The sequence below is a fragment of the Ramlibacter algicola genome, assembly GCF_016641735.1.
In the GTDB taxonomy this organism is placed as follows: Bacteria; Pseudomonadota; Gammaproteobacteria; order Burkholderiales; family Burkholderiaceae_C; genus Ramlibacter; species Ramlibacter algicola.
The window spans coordinates 551,461-574,228 of the sequence record NZ_JAEDAO010000001.1; the positions used below are offsets into that span (position 1 = coordinate 551,461).

24 protein-coding genes are annotated in these 22,768 nt (G+C 70.1%); 17 read left to right on the top strand and 7 right to left on the bottom strand.

Annotation, left to right across the window (positions count from 1 at the left end; all coding sequences use genetic code 11):
* Positions 1-57 precede the first annotated feature (57 nt).
* Complete coding sequence (locus I8E28_RS02705; protein ID WP_200786307.1) at positions 58-582, top strand: diguanylate cyclase; 525 nt, start codon at positions 58-60, stop codon at positions 580-582.
* Here the strand turns inward: I8E28_RS02705 and I8E28_RS02710 are convergent.
* Together I8E28_RS02710 and I8E28_RS02715 are read right to left on the bottom strand one after the other, a co-directional pair.
* Positions 579-1,301 (bottom strand): hypothetical protein, encoded by a 723-nt coding sequence (locus I8E28_RS02710; protein WP_200786308.1) that lies wholly within the window; start codon positions 1,299-1,301, stop codon positions 579-581. The genes I8E28_RS02705 and I8E28_RS02710 overlap by 4 nt on opposite strands.
* A 91-nt stretch (positions 1,302-1,392) precedes the next feature.
* Positions 1,393-2,499 carry a metallophosphoesterase gene (locus I8E28_RS02715; RefSeq protein WP_200786309.1) on the bottom strand — a complete coding sequence of 369 codons (1,107 nt, stop codon included), beginning with the start codon at positions 2,497-2,499 and terminating at the stop codon, positions 1,393-1,395.
* Positions 2,500-2,606: 107 nt separating this feature from the next.
* Here I8E28_RS02715 and I8E28_RS02720 point away from each other — a divergent pair, with 107 nt between their 5' ends.
* Genes I8E28_RS02720 through I8E28_RS02730 form a run of 3 tightly spaced genes read left to right on the top strand, consistent with a single transcriptional unit; the run spans position 2,607 to position 7,341 of the window.
* A complete protein-coding gene (locus I8E28_RS02720) occupies positions 2,607-4,187 on the top strand; it encodes a Re/Si-specific NAD(P)(+) transhydrogenase subunit alpha (protein ID WP_200786310.1) in 1,581 nt (526 codons plus the stop codon).
* 17 nt (positions 4,188-4,204) lie between these two features.
* On the top strand, positions 4,205-5,617 hold the full coding sequence (gene pntB / locus I8E28_RS02725; RefSeq protein WP_200786311.1) for a Re/Si-specific NAD(P)(+) transhydrogenase subunit beta: 1,413 nt from the start codon (positions 4,205-4,207) through the stop codon (positions 5,615-5,617).
* Positions 5,618-5,664: 47 nt separating this feature from the next.
* On the top strand, positions 5,665-7,341 hold the full coding sequence (locus I8E28_RS02730) for a long-chain-fatty-acid--CoA ligase (protein WP_200786312.1): 1,677 nt from the start codon (positions 5,665-5,667) through the stop codon (positions 7,339-7,341).
* A gap of 86 nt (positions 7,342-7,427) precedes the next feature.
* On the opposite strand, the gene I8E28_RS02735 is transcribed toward I8E28_RS02730, so the two are convergent.
* Complete coding sequence (locus tag I8E28_RS02735; protein WP_200786313.1) at positions 7,428-7,817, bottom strand: VOC family protein; 390 nt, start codon at positions 7,815-7,817, stop codon at positions 7,428-7,430.
* A complete protein-coding gene (locus tag I8E28_RS02740; protein ID WP_200786314.1) occupies positions 7,817-8,173 on the bottom strand; it encodes a DUF1428 domain-containing protein in 357 nt (118 codons plus the stop codon). Before I8E28_RS02740 ends, I8E28_RS02735 begins: the two co-directional genes overlap by 1 nt.
* 218 nt (positions 8,174-8,391) lie before the next feature.
* Between I8E28_RS02740 and I8E28_RS02745 the strand changes: the two genes are divergently transcribed.
* The 11 genes from I8E28_RS02745 (at position 8,392) to I8E28_RS02795 (ending at position 19,043) form a co-directional block, all read left to right on the top strand.
* Positions 8,392-8,814 (top strand): GFA family protein, encoded by a 423-nt coding sequence (locus I8E28_RS02745; protein WP_200786315.1) that lies wholly within the window; start codon positions 8,392-8,394, stop codon positions 8,812-8,814.
* A 50-nt stretch (positions 8,815-8,864) separates the two neighbouring features.
* Positions 8,865-10,085, top strand: coding sequence for a helix-turn-helix domain-containing protein (locus I8E28_RS02750; protein WP_200786316.1), 1,221 nt, complete (start codon positions 8,865-8,867; stop codon positions 10,083-10,085).
* A gap of 43 nt (positions 10,086-10,128) precedes the next feature.
* Positions 10,129-10,818: a Vgb family protein gene (locus I8E28_RS02755; protein WP_200786317.1), complete on the top strand. Its 690-nt coding sequence runs from the start codon at positions 10,129-10,131 to the stop codon at positions 10,816-10,818.
* A 72-nt stretch (positions 10,819-10,890) separates the two neighbouring features.
* A complete protein-coding gene (locus I8E28_RS02760; protein ID WP_200786318.1) occupies positions 10,891-11,925 on the top strand; it encodes a S41 family peptidase in 1,035 nt (344 codons plus the stop codon).
* Positions 11,926-11,960: 35 nt separating this feature from the next.
* Positions 11,961-12,659, top strand: a complete 699-nt coding sequence (locus I8E28_RS02765) for a 5'-methylthioadenosine/adenosylhomocysteine nucleosidase (RefSeq protein WP_200786319.1) — start codon at positions 11,961-11,963, stop codon at positions 12,657-12,659.
* 2 nt (positions 12,660-12,661) lie between these two features.
* Positions 12,662-13,033, top strand: a complete 372-nt coding sequence (locus I8E28_RS02770) for an S-adenosylmethionine decarboxylase (protein WP_200786320.1) — start codon at positions 12,662-12,664, stop codon at positions 13,031-13,033.
* A 59-nt stretch (positions 13,034-13,092) separates the two neighbouring features.
* On the top strand, positions 13,093-14,130 hold the full coding sequence (locus tag I8E28_RS02775; RefSeq protein ID WP_200786321.1) for an SPFH domain-containing protein: 1,038 nt from the start codon (positions 13,093-13,095) through the stop codon (positions 14,128-14,130).
* A gap of 37 nt (positions 14,131-14,167) precedes the next feature.
* Positions 14,168-15,664: a DUF4178 domain-containing protein gene (locus tag I8E28_RS02780; RefSeq protein ID WP_200786322.1), complete on the top strand. Its 1,497-nt coding sequence runs from the start codon at positions 14,168-14,170 to the stop codon at positions 15,662-15,664.
* A gap of 37 nt (positions 15,665-15,701) precedes the next feature.
* Entirely contained in the window at positions 15,702-15,920 is a 219-nt protein-coding gene (locus I8E28_RS02785) for a DUF350 domain-containing protein (RefSeq protein ID WP_200786323.1), read from the top strand.
* Between the two features lie 43 nt (positions 15,921-15,963).
* Positions 15,964-17,463, top strand: coding sequence for a polyamine aminopropyltransferase (locus tag I8E28_RS02790; RefSeq protein ID WP_200790224.1), 1,500 nt, complete (start codon positions 15,964-15,966; stop codon positions 17,461-17,463).
* Positions 17,460-19,043 carry an NAD(P)-binding protein gene (locus I8E28_RS02795; RefSeq protein WP_200786324.1) on the top strand — a complete coding sequence of 528 codons (1,584 nt, stop codon included), beginning with the start codon at positions 17,460-17,462 and terminating at the stop codon, positions 19,041-19,043. The genes I8E28_RS02790 and I8E28_RS02795 overlap by 4 nt, the downstream gene beginning before the upstream one ends.
* 4 nt (positions 19,044-19,047) lie before the next feature.
* Here I8E28_RS02795 and corA read toward each other — a convergent pair whose 3' ends face one another.
* The 3 genes from corA to I8E28_RS02810 form a co-directional block, all read right to left on the bottom strand.
* Entirely contained in the window at positions 19,048-20,037 is a 990-nt protein-coding gene (gene corA, locus I8E28_RS02800; RefSeq protein WP_200786325.1) for a magnesium/cobalt transporter CorA, read from the bottom strand.
* Between the two features lie 131 nt (positions 20,038-20,168).
* Positions 20,169-21,371 carry a patatin-like phospholipase family protein gene (locus tag I8E28_RS02805; RefSeq protein WP_239027172.1) on the bottom strand — a complete coding sequence of 401 codons (1,203 nt, stop codon included), beginning with the start codon at positions 21,369-21,371 and terminating at the stop codon, positions 20,169-20,171.
* 46 nt (positions 21,372-21,417) lie between these two features.
* On the bottom strand, positions 21,418-22,017 hold the full coding sequence (locus I8E28_RS02810; RefSeq protein ID WP_200786326.1) for a cysteine hydrolase family protein: 600 nt from the start codon (positions 22,015-22,017) through the stop codon (positions 21,418-21,420).
* A 171-nt stretch (positions 22,018-22,188) separates the two neighbouring features.
* Here I8E28_RS02810 and I8E28_RS02815 point away from each other — a divergent pair, with 171 nt between their 5' ends.
* Together I8E28_RS02815 and I8E28_RS02820 are read left to right on the top strand one after the other, a co-directional pair.
* Entirely contained in the window at positions 22,189-22,377 is a 189-nt protein-coding gene (locus tag I8E28_RS02815; RefSeq protein WP_200786327.1) for a hypothetical protein, read from the top strand.
* A 24-nt stretch (positions 22,378-22,401) separates the two neighbouring features.
* Positions 22,402-22,578 (top strand): hypothetical protein, encoded by a 177-nt coding sequence (locus I8E28_RS02820; RefSeq protein ID WP_200786328.1) that lies wholly within the window; start codon positions 22,402-22,404, stop codon positions 22,576-22,578.
* The last annotated feature ends 190 nt before the right edge of the window (positions 22,579-22,768 follow it).

Sequence of the window (22,768 nt, forward strand, 5' to 3'; positions counted from 1 at the left end):
CGGATTATCGGTGCAGCGCCGCACCACGCCCGCCGCGCGCGTCCGCAGAATGGCGCCATGGCGCATCCGGCCGGCCTGCTCATCGCGTTCGTGGTGTTCCCCCTCTGGGTGGCCAGCGGGTTCGCGGACTGGGCGTGCCACCGGGCCACGCACATCGAGCGCACCAGCGGCCTGCGCGAGAACCTGCTGCACCAGCTGATGTTCGTGCAGGTCGGCATCGCCGTCCTGGGGATGGCGCTGCTGCAGGTCAACGCGGCGGTGCTGGCGATCGTCGGCGCCATGTTCCTGGTGCACGAGCTGACCGTGTGGCGGGACCTGCGCGTGTCGGTGCCCGTGCGCGCGGTGCGTCCGTTCGAGCAGATGGTCCACAGCTTCCAGGAGCTGTTGCCGCTGGTGTCGCTGCTGCTGCTCGCCGTCATCGCGTGGGACGGCGCGGGCGACTGGAGCCTGCGCTGGAAGGACGAGCCGCTGCCGCCCGCGCTGCTGGCGGCGGGCGCGGTGGCCGTCGCGCTGTTCAACGCGCTGCCGCTGGCGCAGGAGACGCTGGCCTGCCTGCGCGCGAGCCGCTCCGCGGCGCGCTAGGCGTCGTACTCGTCCGCGCCCTGCACCCAGATGAACGACTGCACGTCGATCATGTCGCGCGCCCGCATGCCGGGGCGGCGCTCCAGGTCGCGACGGATGATCTGCGCGAACGTCTGCAGCCCGCGGTAGACCGTCCAGCTCGGCTCGGACGAATAGCCGAAGTCGAAGCCGTAGGCACGGGCCGCCCTGCGCGTCACGCGGGGCTTGAGGAAGAGGTGCTTGTCCGGCCGCGCGATGAAGCCGAAGACGGTGACCACGGGCCAGGTCATGACCTTGCTGCGGCCCTGCGGCAGGTCCGCGACGGCCTGCACCCAGTCCTCGAAGCGGCGCTGCGGCGAGCCGCGGCCGTGCAGGAAGGCATAGAGCTCGTGCGCGAACAGCCGCGCGCCGGCCGGCGAGCGCAGCGCGTCGCGCAACGCCATCTTCTCGAACGAGAACAGCAGGTTCGTGCGGCCTTCGACCCGGATGGCGATGTCGGCGATTTCGCGGTACTCGCCGCGTGCGAGCAGCTTGCGGAAGTCGGCGGGGCCGAGCTCGGCCTGCCATTCGAGGTGCGCGCGCTCCTTGTGCGCGCGCTCGGCGATCAGGTAGGTCTCGTCCTGGAAGCCGTCGGGGTAGAACAGTTCGAATTTGCGGCGGGCTCGTGCCGCGCCGAGGTAGGAGACGCTGTGGGCTGCGGCGCCCGTGAGTGATTGGGAGAGGAATGCTGGGCGTGGCATCCGGCCAGTGTTCGGGCGCGGCCGAGCTCATCCGCGTGGGACGGCGGCCATCCTCCTTGTAGGAATCCGGCCAGCCCAGCCGGGCGACAGCTCAGGCGGCGACGAGCCTCAGCCGCGTGATTTCCGACGGCGCGCCGAACCTCTTCGGTGGACCCCAGTAACCTGTTCCGCGGCTGACGTAGACCCAGAGCCCTCCCAGCCGGTGCAGCCCGGCAGTGAACGGCTGCTGGAAGCGCACGAAGAACACCCACGGCAGGAATTGGCCGCCGTGCGTGTGGCCGCTGAGCTGGAGGTCGAAGCCGGCCTGCTCGGCTGCGGTCGCGCTGCGCGGCTGGTGGGCCAGCAGCACGCGGGCGGCGGCGTCCGCCGGGGCGCCCACCAGGGCCGCAGCGGGATCACTCGCATGCGAGCGCTCGAAGTGGTGCGCCGTGTAATCGGGCACGCCGGCCAGCACGAGCCGCGCCCCTTCGCGCTCGATCACCACGTGCTCGTTCAGCAGCACGCGGATGCCGAGGCTGCGCACTTCCTCGATCCACGGCCCGTGGCCCGCGTAGTACTCGTGGTTGCCGGTGACGAAGAAACTGCCGTGGCGCGACCGCAGGCCGGCGAGCGGCGCGACGTGCGGCCCGAGTTCGTGCACCGGGCCGTCGACGATGTCGCCGGTGATCGCCACCGCGTCGGCTTCCAGCGCGTTGACCCGCTCGACGATGCGGCGGATGTGGCGGTCGCGGATCGTCGGGCCGACGTGCAGGTCGGTGATCTGCGCGATGGTGAAGCCCTCGAGCGCAGCCGGCAGGCCGGCGATCGGCACGTCGACCGCCTTCACCCGCGCGGTGCGGCGGGTGTTGGCCAGGCCGACCAGCGTGATGGCCAGCGCCAGCAGCGGCACCCACGCCGCGGTCCGGGCCGGCAGGTCCGCCCAGCCACCGGCGAGCCAGTTCACCAGCAGCGCGACCTCGCGCAGCAGCGTGAGAACGAACAGCGAGGAGAACAGGCCCATCGCGAACAGGCCGGCGGCCGCCAGCCAGTCCGAGCGTGGTGGCCGCGCCCAGCGGCGCGCCGTCAGCCCGAACGGGATCAGCACCGCGGACGCGAGCAGCCATGCGCCCAGCGCCGCCATCCCCCAGGCCGGCAGCTGGGGGACGAGCCGCATGCCGACGAGGAAGTGCAGGAGGGCGGAGAGGACGAACAGGCGCATGGAGGCACGGTACATGGGTCTGGCCCCCCGAGTTGCAACAGGCGAACGCTGCAGTTCAGGTAAGCTGCCCGCCGAGCGACACGTCGTCGCCAGCGAGGAGACCCCCCATGCTGATAGGCGTGCCGGCCGAGACGGTGCCGGGCGAAAAGCGCGTGGCCACCGTGCCCGCGGTGGTGGAGAAGCTGCTCAAGCTCGGCTTCCAGGTCGCGGTGCAGGCCGGCGCCGGCGACGCGTCCAATTTCTCCGACGACGCGTACCGCGCAGCTGGCGCCGAAGTGGTACCGGACGCCGCCACGCTGTGGCTGCGCTCGGACATCGTGTTCAAGGTGCGCCCTCCGACCGCCGATGAAGTGGCATTGCTGCGCGAGGGCGGCATGCTGGTCGGCTTCGTCTGGCCGGCCCAGAACCCCGAGCTGATGCAGCAGCTGGCCGGGCGCCAGGCCACCGTGCTCGCCATCGACACGCTGCCGCGCCAGCTGTCGCGCGCGCAGAAGATGGATGCGCTGACCTCGATGGCGGGCATCAGCGGCTACCGGGCGGTGATCGAGGCAGCCAACGCCTTCGGCCGCTTCTTCAACGGCCAGATCACCGCCGCCGGCAAGATCCCGCCGGCCAAGGTGTTCATCGCCGGCGCGGGCGTCGCGGGGCTCGCGGCCGTCGGCACCGCCGCCAACCTCGGCGCCATCGTGCGCGCCAACGACACGCGGGCCGAAGTGGCCGACCAGGTGAAGTCGCTCGGCGGCGAGTTCGTGAAGGTCGACTACGAGGAGGAAGGCTCGGGCGGCGGCGGCTACGCCAAGGTCATGAGCGAAGGCTTCCAGCAGGCGCAGCGCGCGATGTACGCGCAGCAGGCCCGGGACGCCGACATCATCATCACGACCGCGCTGATCCCCGGCAGGCCGGCGCCCAAGCTGATCACGGCCGAGATGGTGCGCACGATGCGCCCCGGCAGCGTGATCGTCGACATGGCGGCCGAGCAGGGCGGCAACTGCGAGCTCACCGAGCCCGGCCAGTCCGTCGTCCGGCACGGCGTCACCATCGTCGGCTACACGGACCTGGCCAGCCGGCTCGCCACGCAGTCGTCCACGCTCTATTCGACCAACCTGCTGCGCCTGGCCGAGGAGCTGTGCAAGGCCAAGGATGGCGTCGCCAACGTCAACATGGACGACGACGCGATCCGCGGCCTGACCGTCATCAAGGACGGCGCGATCACCTGGCCGGCGCCGCCGCCCAAGCTGCCGCCCGCACCGCCGCCCAAGCCAGCGGCTGCCGCCGTCGCGGCACCGAAGGGCCACGGCCACGGCGCCGGCGAACCGATGGCGGCAAAGACGCTGGCCATCGTGTTCGGTGTCGGCGCGCTGCTGTTCCTGCTGGTCGGGCTGTATGCGCCGGCCTCGTTCCTGGCGCACTTCACCGTGTTCGTGCTGGCCTGCTTCGTCGGCTACATGGTGATCTGGAACGTGACGCCGTCGCTGCACACGCCGCTCATGAGCGTGACCAACGCGATCTCCTCGATCATCGCCATCGGCGCCCTGATCCAGGTGGCGCCGCCGGTCACTGGCGCCGATGCCAGCCGGCCTTCGCAGCTGATCCTGGGCCTGGCGGTGTTCGCGCTCGCGCTGACCGCCGTCAACATGTTCGGCGGCTTCGCCGTCACGCGCCGCATGCTGGCGATGTTCCGCAAATAGGAAAAGAAGGACCCCGAATGTCCTCCAGCCTCGCCACCGTTGCCTACATCGGCGCCACCATCCTGTTCATCCTGAGCCTGGGCGGGCTCTCCAATCCCGAGACCGCGCGCCGCGGCAACCTGTTCGGGATGATCGGCATGGCCGTCGCGGTGCTGGCCACCGTGTTCGGCCCGCGCGTCACCGCCGCCGGCCTGCCGTGGATCGTCGGCGCGCTCGTCGTCGGCGGCGCCGTCGGCCTGGTCGCCGCGAAGAAGGTGCAGATGACGCAGATGCCCGAGCTGGTCGCGCTGATGCACAGCCTGGTCGGGCTGGCCGCGTGCCTGGTCGGCTTCGCCAGCTACGTCGACACCTCGATCGCGTTCGAGGGCGCCGAGAAGGCCATCCACGAGATGGAGATCTACGTCGGCATCCTGATCGGCGCCATCACCTTCTCCGGCTCGATCGTCGCGTTCGGCAAGCTGTCCGGGAAGATCGGCGGCAAGCCGCTGCTGCTGCCGGCGCGGCACTGGCTCAACCTCGCGGGGCTGATCGTCGTCATCGCGTTCGGCCGCCAGTTCCTGCACGCCGACTCCATCGGGGCCGGCATGCTGCCGCTGCTGGTGATGACCGTCATCGCGCTGCTGTTCGGCGTGCACATGGTGATGGCCATCGGCGGGGCCGACATGCCGGTGGTGGTGTCGATGCTGAACTCGTATTCCGGCTGGGCCGCGGCGGCGACCGGTTTCATGCTGTCCAACGACCTGCTGATCGTGGTCGGCGCGCTGGTCGGTTCGTCGGGCGCGATCCTGTCGTACATCATGTGCCGCGCGATGAACCGCAACTTCCTCAGCGTCATCGCGGGCGGCTTCGGGTCGGGCGGCGGGACCGCACCGGCCGCCGCGGGTGGCGCACAGCCGGCCGGCGAGGTCACGCCGATCAGCGCCGTCGAAACCGCCGAGCTGCTGCGTGAAGCCAGGAACGTCGTCATCGTCCCCGGCTACGGCATGGCGGTGGCGCAGGCGCAGCACACGGTGTTCGAGATCACCAAGCTGCTGCGCGACAAGGGCGTCAACGTGCGCTTCGGCATCCACCCGGTGGCCGGCCGCATGCCGGGCCACATGAACGTGCTGCTGGCCGAAGCCAAGGTGCCGTACGACATCGTGCTGGAGATGGACGAGGTCAACGGCGACTTTCCCGACACCGACGTGTCGATGGTGATCGGCGCGAACGACATCGTGAACCCCGCGGCGCAGGACGATCCGTCCAGCCCGATCGCGGGCATGCCGGTGCTGGAAGTCTGGAAGGCCCGCAACTCCGTCGTCATGAAGCGCAGCATGGCCTCGGGCTATGCCGGCGTGGACAATCCGCTGTTCTACAAGGACAACAATCGCATGCTGTTCGGGGATGCGAAGAAGATGCTGGACGAAGTGCTGGCTGCCCTGAAGTCCTGAATCCCGCCCAGGCACACACAGAACGAATTGATCGAGGAGACGACCCCATGACCGCCCGCCCCTGGCTCGCCGCCTACCCGCCCGGCGTGCCCGCCGACATCGACCCGTCGCAGTACCGCTCGCTGGTGCAGCTGATGGAGGAGAGCTTCTCCAAGTACGCCGACCGCGTGGCGTACTCGTTCATGGGCAAGGACACGACGTACCGCGAGACGGATTCGCAGAGCCGTGCGCTGGCCGTGTACCTGCAGGGGCTGGGGCTGGCCAGGGGCGATCGCGTCGCGATCATGATGCCCAACGTGCCGCAGTACCCGGCCGCGGTCGCCGCCATCCTGCGCGCCGGCCTGGTGGTGGTGAACGTCAACCCGCTGTACACGCCGCGCGAGCTGGAGCACCAGTTGAAGGACTCGGGGTCGAAGGCCATCGTCATCATCGAGAACTTCGCGCACACGCTGCAGCAATGCATCGCCAACACGCCGGTGCAGCACGTGGTGCTGGCGTCGATGGGCGACCGCCTCGGCCTGCTCAAGGGCGCGCTGGTCAACTACGTCGTGCGCAACGTCAAGAAGATGGTGCCGGCGTACGACCTGCCGAAAGCGGTGCGTTTCAACCGCGCCGTGGCCGAGGGCACGCGCGGCACGCTCAAGCCCGTGGACGTGGGCCCCGACGACGTCGCGGTGCTGCAGTACACCGGCGGCACCACGGGCGTGTCCAAGGGCGCGGTGCTCCTGCATCGCAACGTCATCGCCAACGTGCTGCAGTCCGAAGCCTGGAACCAGCCCGTCATGGGCAAGGTGCCGGCGGGCGAGCAGCCCACCGCCGTCGTGGCGCTGCCGCTGTACCACATCTTCGCTTTCACGGTGAACATGATGCTGGGCATGCGCACGGGCGGCAAAGGCATCCTGATCCCGAACCCGCGTGACCTGCCGGCGGTGCTGAAGGAGCTGTCGAAGCACACCTTCCACAGCTTCCCCGCCGTCAACACGCTGTTCAACGGGCTGGCCAACCATCCCGACTTCGGCAACGTGAACTGGTCCAACCTGAAGGTGTCTGTCGGCGGCGGCATGGCCGTGCAGGGCGCGGTGGCGCAGAAGTGGCTGGAGAAGACCGGCTGCCCGATCTGCGAGGGCTACGGCCTGTCGGAGACCTCGCCGTCGGCCAGCTGCAACCCGGTGACCAGCACGGCGTTCACCGGCACCATCGGCGTGCCGCTGCCGTCGACCGAGATGAAGTGCCTGGACGACAACGGTGTCGAAGTGCCGCTGGGCCAGCCGGGCGAGATCGCGATCAGGGGCCCGCAGGTGATGGCCGGCTACTGGCAACGGCCCGACGAAACCGCCAAGGTCATGACGCCCGACGGCTTCTTCAAGACCGGCGACATCGGCGTGATGGACGAGCGCGGCTACTTCAAGATCGTCGACCGCAAGAAGGACATGGTCCTGGTGTCGGGCTTCAACGTCTATCCGAACGAGGTCGAGGAAGTCGTGGCCAACCTCGAGGGCGTGCTGGAGTGCGCCGTCGTCGGCGTGCCCGACGACAAGACGGGCGAGGCCGTGAAGCTGGTGGTGGTGAAGAAGAACCCGGAGCTCACCGAGCAGCAGGTGCGCGATTTCTGCCACGCCAACCTGACCGGCTACAAGCGCCCGCGCGTGATCGAGTTCCGGACGGACCTGCCCAAGACCCCGGTCGGGAAGATTCTGCGTCGCGAACTGCGCGACAGAAGATAGGCACAGCGCCGGGTCGCGCTCCGCGCCTGAACCCGACCGCCGCGGTCGCGGCGCCGGTGCGCAGCTGATGCGCGCGGCCACGGCGCTCAGCCCTTCGACAGGGTCTGCACCAGCGCCAGGATGTTGCCTTCGCTGTCCTTGAACCAAGCGGCCTTGGCGCCGCCGGCGATGAGGGCGCCCCGAGGGCTGCGCTCGCCGGGCAGCTCGGCGTAGTGTTCGAACTGCACGCCGCGAGCCTCCAGCGCCTGGATCTCCGCATCGACGTCCGCGACCGACCAGAACGCCTGGCTGGCCTGGGACGTGCCCGCGTTCGGCGTGGGATACAGGAACGCGGCCGTGCCGCCACCGAACTGGTAGACCACGCCACCGTTGGTTTCCTCCTTGGCGTGCAGCCCCACCTTGTCTTCGTAGAAGCGGCGCGCACGCGCCAGGTCCCTGGCCGGGATGTACGCGTACAGCGGCGAATCCTGCAGCATCACGTCGTCTCCAGGATGGCCTGGAAGCCGCCGAAGATCATGCGTTGCCCGTCGAACGGCATGTTCTTCATCCCGTCCTGCATGCGCGGATCCTCCATGAACTTCTTCATGCCGGCTTCGCGCGCTGCCTTCGAGGGCCACTTGACCCACGAGAAGACCACCGCCTCCTCGTCCTTGCGCTTCACGGCCATGGTGAACGAGGTGACCTTGCCTTCCGGCACGTCGTCGCCCCAGCACTCCACGACCTCGAGCGCGCCGCACTCCTTGAACACCCGCGCGGCCAGCTTGGCCTGCTCCAGGTACGCGTCCTTCTTCGCGGCCGGGACCGCCACGACGAATCCATCGACATAGTTCATGCGAGCTCTCCTGTTCGCGGCGCGCTGGATTGCGCGCCGTCCAAGGTACGACGAACGGGCGGCTGGCGTCTCGACATGCAAAGGTAACGAGTGGCAGCTCGACAAGGTGCAGGCCTCGGCCAATCGCGCCAAGCTTGTTACTCACGCGCCGCGGCGTTCCCTCCCTAAAGTCCACCGTGACGGGCCGCCGTGGCCCGGGATTTTTGGAAGGACTTGCTATGCCAGGCACCTGCACCGGCGGATGTGCGTGCGGCAACGTGCGCTTCGAGATCGGCGGCGAGCCGCTGGCCATGGTCGATTGCCAGTGCCGCGACTGCCAGCGCCGCAGCGGCACCGGCCATGGCTCGTACCTCACGTTCGCGACACGCAGGACCGCGACGTTGGCGGGTGACGCTCGCTTCTGGGAGGTTGCCGGCGACGCGGGCACCATCAAGCGCCACGCGTTCTGCCCCGTGTGCGGCGCCCCGGTCTACCTGCTGTTCCCCGGTGCGCCGGAGCTCGTCGCCGTCCACGCCGCCGCGCTCGACGACACCACCGTCTACCGCCCGCAGTTCGTGACGTACGCGCGCAGTGCGCCGGCCTGGGATGCAGTCGCTCCGGGGCTGGTGCGCTTCGACGGCATGCCGCCGTCGGCGGGGTGACCGGTCCAGGTCGCGATGCGCGAACCGCCGCCGCGCGGTAGGCTCGCCGCATGGATGCCCTCATCGCCGCGTCGGCCCGGGCGCTGGCAGTCGGCGACCCGCTCGGCGCGCTGCAGCGGGTCGCGCTGCGCGACGATCCAGCCGCGCTCGCACTGCGTGGCATCGCGATGGCGCAACTCGGTGAGCATGCGCGTGCTCGCGAGTTGCTCCGGCGTGCGGCGCGCGCGTTCGGCGCCCACGAGGAGCTCGGGCGCGCACGCTGCGTGCTTGCGGAAGCCGAAGTCGCGCTCGCGATGCGCGACCTGGGCGGCGGCACGCGCGGACTCGTGGCGGCCGCGGCGACGCTCGAACGGCTTGGCGATCCGGCGAACGCGATGCAGGCGCGGCTGGTGGCCGCGCGGCAGGCGCTGCTCCTCGGGCGATTGGCCGATGCCGCGCGCACGCTCCACGACGTCGACGCGGCCGGACTGCCGTCCGCGTTGGCCGCCGTGGCGGACCTGGCGCGCGCCGAACTCGCGCTGCGCCAGTTGCAATCGCGTGTCGCCGCCGCGGCCCTGGAGAAAGCCGCGCGAGCCGCGTCCCGCGCGGGCATCCCCGCCTTGATCGCCGAAGTGGCCGAAGCGCGCAGCGCGCTCACGCGGACCGCGGCACGCCGCCTGTCGCGCGATGGCGCGGAGCCGCTGGCGCTGCCGGACGTGGAAGCCGTCCTCGCTTCGGGCGCCCTGGTGCTGGACGCCTGCCGGCGCGGCTTGGCAGCGGGCGGCGCGTGGGTGTCGCTCGCGCGGCGGCCGATCCTGTTCTCGCTGGCATCGTCGCTGGCGCAGGCCTGGCCCGAAGACGTCGCGCGCGACGCGCTGATCGTGAGCGCGTTCCGCACGCGCCACCACGACGAGACGCACCGCGCGCGGTTGCGCGTCGAGATGGGGCGCCTGCGCGCCCTGCTCCAACCGATGGCGGCGATCGAATCCACGCCGCGAGGCTTCGTGCTTCGCCCGCGCACCGCGAACGAGGTGGTGGTGCTGGCCCCGCCGATCGAGGGCGAGCAGGCCGCGGTGCTGGCCTTGTTGTCGGACGGCGCGGCGTGGTCGACGTCCGCGCTGGCGCTCACACTCGACGCGAGCCAGCGCACGGTGCAGCGCGCGATCGCCGACCTGGAGGCCGACGGCCAGGTGCACGCGATCGGCCAGGCCCGCGCACGCCGCTGGCTCGCACGGCCGCTGGTGGATTTCACGACAGTCTTGTTACTCCCCGCTTCGCTGCCGGGTGCCTAGAGTCCTTCCATCGCCTTCGCGATACCGAACGAAAGGAACCGACATGCCAGCCACCAGCACCAGCGCACCCACTGCGCATCCCGCGTCGTATCCGGCGCCGCAACCCGCCGAGATCGTGCGCGAATTCGGCCCGTTCCCGGGCGCGGCCAGCGTCGGCGGCGTCAGCTACGACGGCAGCCACGTGTGGGCCGCCACCGGCGGGCTGCTGCTGGCCATCGACCCGCGCAGCGGCGAAGTCACGCGCACGCTGCACAACGCCGGCCACGCCGGCACCGCGTTCGACGGCAAGCACCTGTGGCAGATCGTCGAGACGCGCATCGAGAAGCTCGACGCCGCCACCGGCGCGGTGCTCGCCTCGATCCCGGCACCGGCCAAGGGCGGCGACTCGGGCCTGACCTGGGCCGAAGGGAGCCTGTGGGTGGGCGACCACCGCGGACGCAAGATCCACCAGATCGACCCGGCCACCGGCGCGATCCGCCGCACGATCGAGTCCAACCGCTTCGTCACCGGCGTCACCTGGGTCGACGGCGAGTTCTGGCACGGCACCTGGGAAGCGGAGGAGAGCGAGCTGCGCCGCATCGACCCGCAGAACGGCGATGTGTTGCAGCGGGTGCAGATGCCCGCCGGCACCAACGTGAGCGGCCTCGAGTCCGACGGCGGCAACCTGTTCTATTGCGGCGGTGGCGGCACGGGGAAGGTGCGCGCCGTGCGGCGGCCGAAGGCGACGGCCTGAGGTCCTGCCGGATGGGGGATGGGCGGGTGCCGAGCTGCGCGGCTACGATGGGCCGAAACAGCGGAGGGGCCCATGGCGACAAGCGAGAGCATCCGGCGTGCCTACCTGGAGGACCTGGAGGCGATCGGTGCGTTTCTCGAAGCGAACGACGCCGGCTTCCAAGCGACGCCAAGTCCATCGGAGCATCGCGCACGCAATGAAGCGCTTCACACCGCGCGTGAGGCCGCGTCGGGTGTGGACACCGAGCCGGACGCGGCGAAGCGACTGCAGGAGTACCTGCGTGCTTGGCGGCCCGGCCACCTGTTCGTCGAAGCGCTGGAGCCGGCGACTCCGGCGTCGAGCCTCGACTCGCGCGAGGTCCGGCTGCCGAAGGCCGAACCGCTGTCGGCGACCACTGCGCTGCTGACGCTGCCCACCTTCTTCCCAGGTGCACGCGTTCCGCTCGAAACCCTCCTGCGCGAGCAGCGGCCGATGCTGGAAAGCCGGCCCGACTGGATCGTCGACGTGCGCGGCAACGATGGCGGCGCCGACACCACGTACGTGCCGCTGCTGCCCTGGCTGATGGGCGACGGCTGGCTGTCGATCGGCGACAGCATCTTTGTCACCGACGTCAACCTGAAGGCGGAAGAAACCATCTGCGACGTCTTCGCGCCAGGCGATCCGGAGTGCCTGCGCGTGACCGCCGAGAGCACGCGCCGGATGCGGCTCGGGCGCGAAGGCGGCTGGGTACAGCAGGAATACGACGACGGCTGGCTCCACGCGATGCCGTGCGGTCTCGAACGCAAACGACCAGCGCGCGTGCTCGTCCTGATGGACGCGCGCTGCGGCAGTTCGGGCGAGCAGTTCCTGCTCACGGTGCGGCAGTCGTTCAGCGTGAAGCTGGTCGGGCGCAGCCGGACGGCGGGCAACCTCGACGCGTCGAACCTGCGGCCGCACCTGCTGCCCTCGGGCCGTCGCCTCTGGTACGCGACCACGCTGTCGAACCGCGTCCCCGGGCTGCGGATCGATGGCATCGGCGTGTGCCCGGACATCCTGCTTCCGTCCGCGTGGGACCCCAGCGAGGACGTGCAGCTTTGCCAGCGCTGGCTCGAAACCGGCCGCTGGTGATGGCCGCGGCCTGACGGGCGAGAGACAATCCCTGCATGGGCCGCCGCACCGCCATCGTCGCCGCCATGCAGGAAGAGCTGCAGGCCGTGCTCGACCTCATGCCGGACGAGACCAGGCAGGTCGCGGCCGGCCGCGAGTTCTTCGTCGGCCACCTGCACGGACGCGAAGTCGTCGTGGTGCTGTCGCGCATCGGCAAGGTCGCGGCGGCCACGACCGCTGCAGTCCTGATCGAGCGCTTCGCGGTCGACGAGATCGTGTTCACGGGCGTCGCCGGCGGGCTCGGCCCTGACGTCGAGGTCGGGCACGTGGTGGTCGCCGACGCCTTCCTGCAGCACGACATCGACGCGTCGCCGCTGTTCCCTCGCTACGAGGTGCCGCTGTACGGCACGAGCACGTTCGCGGCGGACAAGCCGCTGTCGGATCGGCTGGCGCAGGCGGCGGCCAAGGCGCTGCCGGGCGTGCGCGTGCACCGCGGCCTGGTGGTGAGCGGCGACCGCTTCGTCGCCACCAGCAGCGAGAGCCGCGCGCTGCAAGCCGCGTTGCCGGAAGCGCTCGCGGTGGACATGGAGGGCGCGGCGATCGCGCAGGTGTGCCACGACTGCGGCGTTCCGTTCGCCGCCGTGCGCACGGTGTCCGACCGCGCCGACGACGCGGCGCACCTGGACTTCGCCACCTTCCTGCGCGACGTGGCGAGCCGCCATTCCGCCGCCATCGTGCAAGCGCTGCTGGGCTGACGGTGGACGGGTTGCACCTCACCGCCGACCTGCACGATTGCGCTTGCGACCTGCCGTGGTTGCTCGACGCGGAGCGGCTGGGTGCCTGGTGCGTGCAGGCGGTGCGCGACGCCGGCCTGCAACCGGTGGCGCACCTGTTCCACACGTTTCCCGGGACGGCCGAAGGTCCCGGCGGGGTGACGGCGACGGTGCTGCTGGCCGAATCGCACCTGTGCCTGCACACCTGGCCCGAGCGCCGCGGCGTCACCGCGGACGTCTACGTGTGCAACTTCGGCGCCGACCATTCGGCCAAGGCGCGCGCGCTGATGGACGCCGTCGTCGCCCGGTTCGCTCCCGCGCATTCGTCGCTGCGCTCGGTGCTGCGCGGGGGCTGAATCCGCCGGGGCGGCGGGTATCATGGCCCGATCCTTTTTCGCACGTTCAGGAGGAAGCCATGGCGCTGATGGACTTCATCAAGAAGCAATTCATCGACATCCTGCAGTGGACCGAGACCGGCGACGGCACGCTGGCCTGGCGGTTCCCGATGCAGGACATGGAGATCCAGTACGGCGCCTCGCTGACGGTGCGCGAGTCGCAGATGGCCGTGTTCGTCAACGAAGGCAAGGTGGCCGACGTGTTCGGCCCCGGCATGTACAAGCTGACGACGCAGACCATCCCGGTCCTGACGTACCTGCGCAACTGGGACAAGCTGTTCCAGTCGCCGTTCAAGAGCGACGTCTACTTCTTCAGCACGCGCCAGCAGGTCGACCAGCGCTGGGGCACGCCGCAGCCGATCACGATCCGCGACAAGGACTTCGGGGCCGTGCGCCTGCGCGCGTTCGGGAACTTCAGCTACCGCGTCGCCGACCCGCGCCTCTTCCACACCGAGATCTCGGGGACGCGCGACACGTACACGGTGGCCGACCTGGATGGCCAACTGCGCGGGCTGATCCTGCAGCACATCTCGAACGCCATTGCTTCCAGCGGCATCCCGTTCCTGGACCTGGCCGCCAACCAGACCGCGTTCGCGCAGGCCCTCGCCAACGAACTCGCGCCGGCGTTCGCGGCCATCGGCCTGAAGCTGGACCAGATGACGGTGCAGAACCTGTCGCTGCCCGAGGAACTGCAGAAGATCCTCGACCAGAAGATCGGCATGGGCATGGTCGGCAACGACATGGGCAAGTTCATGCAGTACCAGACCGGCCAGGCGATCCCGGAGTTCGCCAAGGGCGGCGGTGGGGGGGGCGGCATCGCCGGCGACGCGATGGGCCTGGGCGCCGGCGTGGCGCTGGGCCAGGTGTTGGCGCAGAACCTGCAGCAAGGCCTGCAGGCGCAACCGGCGCCGGCCGGTGCCGCAGCGGCCGCTGCCAACGTGAAACCGGACGACGTCATGGCCACGCTGGAGAAGCTTGGCGAGCTCAAGGCCAAGGGCATCCTCACGCAGGAAGAGTTCGATGCGAAGAAGGCCGAGCTGCTGAAGAAGCTCACCTGAGCGCGTAGCGCGGGGCCGGAGGGGGCCCCGTTCCGCCTTGGCCACGACGGACACCACACCGCAGCGCGTCTACCGGGCACCGTGCCCGGGCTGTGGCGCACCCGTCGAATTCCTCAGCGCGCAATCGACGCACGCGGTGTGCAGTTTCTGCCGCAGCACCGTGGTGCGCAGCGGCGACACGCTGCAGCGCCTGGGCAAGATGGCCGAGGTCTTCGAGGACTACAGCCCGCTGCAGCTGTTCGCCACCGGCCGCTTCGGCGATCGGCCGTTCACGCTGGTCGGGCGGCTGCAATACAGGAGCAGCAGCGGCGCGTGGGCCGAGTGGCACGCGGCGTTCGACGACGGCGGCAGCGGCATCCTGTCGGAGGACAACGGCTCGTACGTGCTGATGCTGCCGGCGCAGCTGGGGCGCGAGGCGCCGGCGGCGTCGCAGTTCCGGCTGGGCGCATCGACGGCGATCTCGGGCAAGACGTTCACGGTCGCGAGCAACGACCAGGCGAGCCTGGTGTCCGCGCAGGGCGAATTGCCGAAGCTGCCGCCGCTGGGGCAGGCGTTCGCGGTCGTCGAACTGCGCAGCCCCGACGGCGAGGTGGTGTCCGTCGACTGGGGCAGTACGCCGCCCGAAGTGCTGCGGGGCCACCAGGTGCAGCTCGAGGGCCTGCAGATGCGCGGGCTGCGGGCGGAGCAGGCGAAGGAAGACAAGGCCCGGCAGTTCAACTGCCCGAACTGCGGCGCGCCGGTGTCGGTGCAGCTGGAGACCACCAAGAGCATCACCTGCGGCAACTGCCAGAGCCTGATCGACGTGTCGCAGGGCATCGGTGGCGAGTTGCGCCATGCCATCCAGGACGAACCGGTTCGGCCGCTCATCCCGCTGGGCCGCGTCGGCAAGCTGCAGGCGCTGACCTGGCAGGTGGTGGGCTTCCAGCACCGCGTCGGCATGGAGCCTGGCGACGACGAGCAGTTCGGCTGGAGCGAATACCTGCTCTACAACGCGCAGCGCGGCTTCGCCTTCCTGGTCGATTCCGAAGAGGGCTGGAGCCTCGTGCGGCCGACCACCGGCGCGCCCAAGCTATCGGCGGACGGCCGCTCGGCCAGCTACCTGGGCAAGCAGTTCTCGCTCAAGTACGCGTACCAGGCCGAGACGACCTACGTCGCCGGCGAGTTCTACTGGCCGGTCGAGCGCGGGCAGAAGACGTTCAACAAGGATTTCGCGAGCGGCTCGCTGCTGCTGTCGATGGAGCAGTCGCCGCGCGAGATCACCTGGTCCAGTGGCAACGCGATGGCCGGCGACGTGGTCGCGCAGGCCTTCAACCTGCAGGGCGAGGGCCGCGACTTCCAGCGCGGCGATGCCGGCCCGACTTCGGGCGGGTCCAAGGGCCTGGGCTGCGGCTGCCTGCTGCTGATCCTGCTGGGCATCCTGCTCTTCATCGTGCTGCTGTACCTGCTGGATGACGACCGCCGCGGCGGCGGCTCGCGCTACCGTTCCGGCGGCGGCTCGTACGGCGGCTATTCCAGCGGCGGGGGCCACAAGTGAGGCGCCCGCCGATCCACTTTCCACAACGGAGGTCTCCATGGACTTCGACTGGCTGAAACCGGCGGCCGTCTTCGGCTCCATCCTGTACGCGCTGATCGGCGTCGGCATCTTCTGGCTGAGCTTCATCGTCATCGACAGGTTCACGCCCTACGACCTCTGGCTGGAGATCGTCGAGAAGCAGAACCGGGCGCTCGCGCTGGTCGTCGCCGCGATGTCGCTCGGCATCTGCATCATCGTCGCCGCAGCCATCCACTGAGGGTGCAGTGAACGCACCCGCCGCGCGGGCCGGGCCGCGTCCCATGGACGTGGCTTTGCTCGCTTCCGTCTTCGTCGTCGCGGCGTGCGGGCTCGTGTACGAGCTCGCCGCCGGCGCGCTCGCGTCGTACGTGCTCGGCGATTCGGTGCTGCAGTTCTCCACCGTCATCGGCAGCTACCTGTTCGCGATGGGCGTCGGCTCGTGGCTGTCCAGGTTCCTCGAGCGGCAACTGCCGGCGCACTTCCTGCGCATCGAGCTGCTGGTGGCGCTCGTCGGCGGCGCGATGCCGGCGCTGCTGTTCGTCGCCAACGGCTGGGTGCCGGGTGGATTCCGCCCGCTGTTGTACGGGCTGGTCGCCGTTGTCGGCACGCTGGTGGGACTGGAGATCCCGCTGGTGATGCGCATCCTCAAGCGCAACGTGGCGCTGAAGGACCTCGTGTCGCAGGTGCTCACGTTCGACTACCTCGGCGCGCTGGCGGTGTCGATCGCGTTCCCGCTGCTGTTCGTGCCGCACCTGGGGCTGGTGCGCACCGGCTTCTTGTTCGGGCTGCTCAACGCGGCCGTCGCGGTCTGGGCGCTGTGGCTGTTCCGGCATGAGCTGCGCTTGTGGCGCGCGCACGCCCTTGCTTGCTCGCTGGTGCTCGCCGGGCTTGCAGCCGGCATGGCAGGCTCGAACGCGATCACGACGCTGGCGGAGGACCGCTTCTACCAGGACCCCGTGGTGATCGCCGAGAGTTCCGCGTGGCAGCGCATCGTCGTCACGAACGGCCGCGCGGGCCACCGGCTGTTCCTCAACGGCAACCTGCAGTTCGCCGAGCGCGACGAGTACCGCTACCACGAGGCGCTGGTGCATCCGGTGATGGCCGCGCACGGCGGGCCGCGCAAGGTCGCCATCCTCGGTGGCGGCGACGGCATGGCGGTGCGCGAGGTGCTCAAGCACCCGAGCGTCGAGAGCGTCACGCTGGTGGAACTCGACCCGCACATGACGCGCCTGTTCTCCACCGACCCGGCGCTGGCGCGGCTGAATGGCGGCGCGCTGGCCTCGCCGAAGCTGCGCATCGTCAACGCCGACGCGTTCGGCTGGCTGGAACGCAGCGACGAAACCTTCGACGTCGTGATCGTCGACTTCCCGGACCCGACCAACTTCGCGATCGGCAAGCTTTACACCAACTCGTTCTACGCACTGCTGGATCGGCATCTGGCCGCCACCGGTTACGCGGTCGTGCAGACGACGTCGCCGCTGGTGGCACGCCAGAGTTTCTGGACCGTGGTGACCACGATCGAATCGGCGGGGCTCGTCGCCACGCCGTACCACGCGCACGTGCCCAGCTTCGGCGAATGGGGTTTCGTCGTCGCCAGCCGCCGGCCGTGGCGACTGCCCGAGGCGCTGCCTGCGGGGCTGCGTTTCCTCACGCCCGAGACCGTCGGATTGCTGTTCGACTTCCCGCGCGACATGCAGCGCGTGCCCGCCGAAGTGAACCGGTTGTCGAACCAGGTGCTGGTCACGACCTACGAGCGCGAGTGGGGCAAGGTGATGCCATGAGCGGCGGCTGGCGGCGGCGCACCTGGCTCGCTGCCGCGGCGTCGCTGCCGCTGGGCGCCTGCGCACCGCGTGCCGAGGTGACGGGCGCGTTGACGGGCACGCACCCCGAGCGCGGTCACTTGCTGCGGCATGCACGCGCGACCGGTGACGTCGTGCAGCGCCGCGCGTCGGTCGTGATCGCGGGCGCGGGCGTTGCGGGGCTCGCGGCGGCGCGGGCCTTGCGGTTGGCCGGCATCGACGACTTCGTCCTGCTGGACCTCGAGGACGAGGGCGGCGGCAACAGCCGCGGCACGCGCATCGCCGGCATCGACTGCCCGCTCGGCGCGCACTACCTGCCCGTGCCCGGCGATGCGGCGCGCGACGTGCAGGACCTGCTGGAGGAACTCGGCCTGCGCCGGCGCGTCGCGGGCCGCTGGAGCTACGACGAGCGCCACCTGTGCCACAGCCCGCAGGAGCGGGTGTTCTTCCAGGGGCACTGGCAGGACGGCCTGCTGCCGGTGCAGGACGTCGGGGCCGCGACGCTGGCACAGTACGCGCGATTCGCGCGCCGCATCGAGGCGTTGTCGCGAGAAGCGCGCTACACGATTCCCGTCAGTGCCTCGCCGCTCGCGCCCGCGCACCTGCGCCTCGACGCGCTGCCGTTTACGCGGTGGCTCGCGGCGGAAGGCTTCGACGACCCGCTGCTGCGCTGGTATCTCGAGTACTGCTGCCGCGACGACTATGGCGCCGGGCCCGACACGGTGTCGGCGTGGGCGGGCGTGCACTACTTCGCGAGCCGGCATGGCTTCCACGCGCCGGGCGAGGAGGGTGACCGCGATGCGGTGCTCACCTGGCCCGAAGGCAATGCATGGCTCAGCCGGCGGCTCGCCGCCGCGTGTGGCGAGCGGGTCCGGCCGCGTCGCGTGGTGGCGCGCGTCGCTACGACGAAGGATGGCGCGGCCATCGACGCCATCGACACGGCGAGCGGATCGCTGGAGCGTTGGGAAGCCAAGCACGTCGTGGTCGCCCTGCCGGCCTTCATTGCGGCGCGGGTGCTGGCGTCGCCGCCCGCCTGGCTCGTCGGCGCCGCGCGGGCCATGCGCTACGCACCCTGGGTCGTCGCCAACCTGCACCTGCGCGAACCGCTGGCCGACCGGCCCGGCGCTGCGCCGTCCTGGGACAACGTCGTGCACGGCGCGCGCGGGCTGGGGTACGTCGACGCGCGCCACCAGGCGCTCGACCCGCGGCCGGGGCCGACGGTGCTCACGTGGTACCACGCGCCCGGCGAACAGCAACGCCATGCACTGCTGCAGTCGTCGTGGCAGGACTGGCATCGCGCGGTGATCGACGACCTCGGCGCTGCGCATCCGGACCTCGCCGGCAAGGTCACGCGCGTCGAAGTCACGCGCTACGGCCATGCGATGCGCATCCCGGTGCCCGGCACGCGCGCGCAGCTGCAGGGCGTCGCGCTGCACGGCCCGCGCGTGAGCTTCGCCCACGCCGACTGGGCCGGCTATTCGGTCTTCGAGGAGGCGTTCACTTCGGGACACGCCGCCGGTGTCGCCGCCGCGCGCCGTCTGGGTCGCACCGCGGTCGCGTGAACGCTCAGCGCAGCCAGCCGCGCTTGCGGAAGTACCACATGGGCACCAGCGCACTGGCCGCCATCAGCACCAGCACGAACGGGTAGCTGGCCGGGCCGAGGATCGCCAGCTCGGGGAAGGGCAGGTTCATGCCGTACAGGCTGGCCACCAGCGTCGGCGGCAGCAGCGCGACGCTGGCCACCGAGAAGATCTTGATGATCTTGTTCTGGTTGATGTTGATGAAGCCGACGGTGGCGTCCATCAGGAAGTTGATCTTGTCGAACAGGAACGCCGTGTGGTTGTCCAGCGATTCGATGTCGCGCAGGATCTGCCGCGCCTCCTCGAACTGGTCCTGCTTGAGCATCCGGCTGCGCATCATGAAGCTGAGCGCGCGCCGCGTGTCCATCACGTTGCGGCGGATGCGGCCGTTCAGGTCCTCGTGGCGCGCGATTTCGCCCAGCACCTCGCCGGCCAGCGTGTCGGTCACTTCGCCGGCCAGCACCTGCTTGGACACTTTCTCCAGCTCGTCGTAGATGCCCTCGAGCGCGTCGGCCGAGTATTCGGCATCGGCGTCGAACAGCTTGAGCAGCACGTCCTTCGCGTCCTCGATCAGCCCCGGTGCGCGCCGCGCGCGCAGGCGCAGCAGCCGGAACACAGGGACGTCCTCGTCGTGGATCGAGAACAGCACGCCCTTGCTGCGCAGCGCCTCGTTGTGCTGGTTGAGGATGAAGGCCACGCGCACGGCGCGCGGCTCGTCGTCGTCGGCGATCAGGAAGTCGCTGCGGATGTGCAGCTCGCCGTTGTCTTCCTCGTAGAAACGGGCCGATTCCTCGATGTCCTCGTCCATCGCATCCTCGGGGATGGACAGGCCGTAGTACTGCTTGATCCAGCGCTTCTCCTCCGGCGTCGGATCCTCGAGGTCCACCCAGATCGGCTGGAAGCGGGACAGCTCCTCCAGCGACTCGATCTCCTCCTGGAAGAGACGGCCGTTGGCGAGCGAGAAGATATTGAGCATGCGGGCCCCTGACTGCTGGTTCGTTGGCGGGCGTTGGGCAGGGTGCTTTCAACGCCGGTCAGGTGCGTTGAAAGCTACCGACTCGGGTAGGGTTCCAAGGCTTTGCTCAGGTGGGTTTGGGACGGCCGCGATTATGCCGCGCGGCCGCTGACGAAAGCCAGCAATTCGTCCTTGCGCGCGTACGCGTCCTGCTCGCCCAACGCCATCAGCGCGCGCACGAAGCCCTGCTCGAACAGCAGGTAGCTGGCGAGCGCGCCGGCACCGCGGGCGGCGCCCAGGCCACCGAGCGCGCGGCGCACGCCGGCGGGCAGTTCGTGGGCATGCGCCTGCGCCAGCGCGTCGACCGATTGCGTCGGCTGGATCGACATCACTTCGACGCTGCGATAGGGCAGCACCGCAGCGACCTCGCGCGGCAGTTGCTGCAGCGTGCGGGTGACGCGCTGCGCCTGCTCGACGTCGGCCTGCAGCGTGTCGTGGAACACGCTGGCCATCGCGTGGCCGGCGATGGCGCCGATGCCCGGCGCGCCGTTCGTGGCCTCGCCGCCGGCGAACCCCGCGCGCTGCGGCTGGCCGACGCCGACCACCAGCACCTTGTGCGCGCCCAGGTGCATGGCGGGCGACAGCGGTGACACCTGGCGCATCGAGCCGTCGCCGAAGTACTCGCGCCGGCCGTCCACCCACAGCGCCGTGGCGGGGAACAGGAACGGGATGGCGCTGGACGCCATCAGGTGCTCGATGGTGATCGGCTGGAATTCCGAGCGCCGGCCGGGGCGGCTCCAGGGTTCGCGCCAGCGGTCCTCGCCGGCGTGGCAGAACGTCCAGTGCACGCCCGTCGTGTAGCTGGAGCCGGTGATCGCGACGCTGTCCAGCGCGCCTTGCTCGAACGCGTCCTCGATGCCGCCCAGGTTCACCGCGCGGTGCAGCGTGTCCACCAGCGGCATGGTGTCCAGGATGGCGCCGTCGGTGCGCGCGCGGGTCCACAGGTTCAGCGCCACCGCCAGGCGCGAGAACCGCAGCCAGGGCGCCACCTGCAACCGGTACACGTCCTGGCTGCGCAGCCGCGACCAGAAAGCGGAGAGCTGGTCGAAGGCAGCGAGGCCCTGCGCCGCCTGGCCGGCCAGGAACGCCGCATTGATCGCGCCGGCCGACGTGCCCACCAGCACCTGGAACGGGAAGTCCTCCTCGAACGGCGACTGCAGCCGCAGCATGGCGGTGAGCGCCTTGAGCACGCCGACCTGGTACGCGGTGCGGGCGCCACCGCCCATGAGGACGAGCGCATGCACCGGCCGGTCCGGCCGCACCAGTCCCGCATGGATGATCGTCCCCAGGCTCAAGCTGTCCCCTCGCCGGCGATGGTAGCGCCGCGAGGAGTCGGCGCCATCACGCCGTCTTCGGCTCCCCGGGCGTCGACGGCTGCACGTCGCACTTCAACACGTTGGCCATGTAGTCGAGCGCGCGTTGCTTGGCTTCGTCGTCCTCCGCGGCCGTGCAATCGGCAGGCACCCACACCTTGAATTCACGCAGGAAGGCGTCGGCCGCGGTGAGCTGCACGCACATGTCGGTGGCCAGGCCGCAGATCACGAGTTCGCGCGCGCCGATCTCGGTGAGCAGCAGTTCGAGCGCCGACGCATAGAAGGCGGAATGGCGCGGCTTGAGGATCGTGATGTCGTCGGCCTGGGGGTACAGAAGCCGCGCGATCTGGCCGGCTTCGCCTTCCAGGCCGAGGCAGGTGGACACGAGGCTGTGGAAGTCGGATTGCCAGACGCCGTAGTTGTCGTTGGCATAGATCGTGGGCACGCCTTCGGCATGCAGGCGCCGCTTCAGGGCGGCGGTCGCACGCGCGGCGGCCAGGGCCTTCGGCGCCAGCTTCTCGGCGCCGGGAAAGTCGAGCGAGGTGATGAAGTCGACCAGCAGAAGTACGCGCTGACTTGTCGGCAACGTCGCTGGGCGCAGGCCCGTGCCGCGGGGAGTGGAAGGCATGCGGGCATTGTGGGCAACGGGCCGCCACGGCTGGGCCATCCGCCGGCTGGCCCGACCGCAGGAACCGTCCTACATGGCTGGGCCGACCTGTCCGACAGCGCCGATGAGGTCGCGTCCCTAGAGTCGGTCCATCGTCGGTGCAGTGCCTGCACGGACCAAGGAGCCGTCCCCATGATCCAGCTAGCGAACGACCCGAACGCCGCCCGCCTGAGCTGGCGCCCGAACGCCCAGGGCGACAGGCAAGCCGACCCGCAGCGCAGCCGGCGCCCGGGCCATGCCTGGCCGTTCCTGAGCCCCCACGCGCAGCGCGGCGACCGCCCCGCTGACAACCGCAACCCGAGCAACGACAGCGGCAGCTGAGGCCGCACCCACCGAGAGCCCGCCATGTTGACCGAATCCAAGAGCCCCAACCGTTTTTCCGACGTCCCCAGCGACAAGCCGCAGGGCGATCGCGTCGAGCACGCCAACCTCGAGCGCCCGGGCGCGCAGGCCCACCCGCGCATGCGCGGCCACGGCGACTGGACGCACTACGCGAAGCCCGCCGCCTGGCAGTGGCACTGATCCATCGTGGTGCGGGCACGGTCCGCGTTCCACCAGTGAAAGGCGGCCTGGGGGCCGCTTTTCTTTTTTGTTTCGGATGCGTTGGTCGCGATTGCAATCCGAGGGGTGCGGGCGCATCATGATCCGCAACGCAGTTCAAGCTTCTCCACCGCCCGCCGGTCCTCCGGCGGGACTCCCCACCGAGCACACC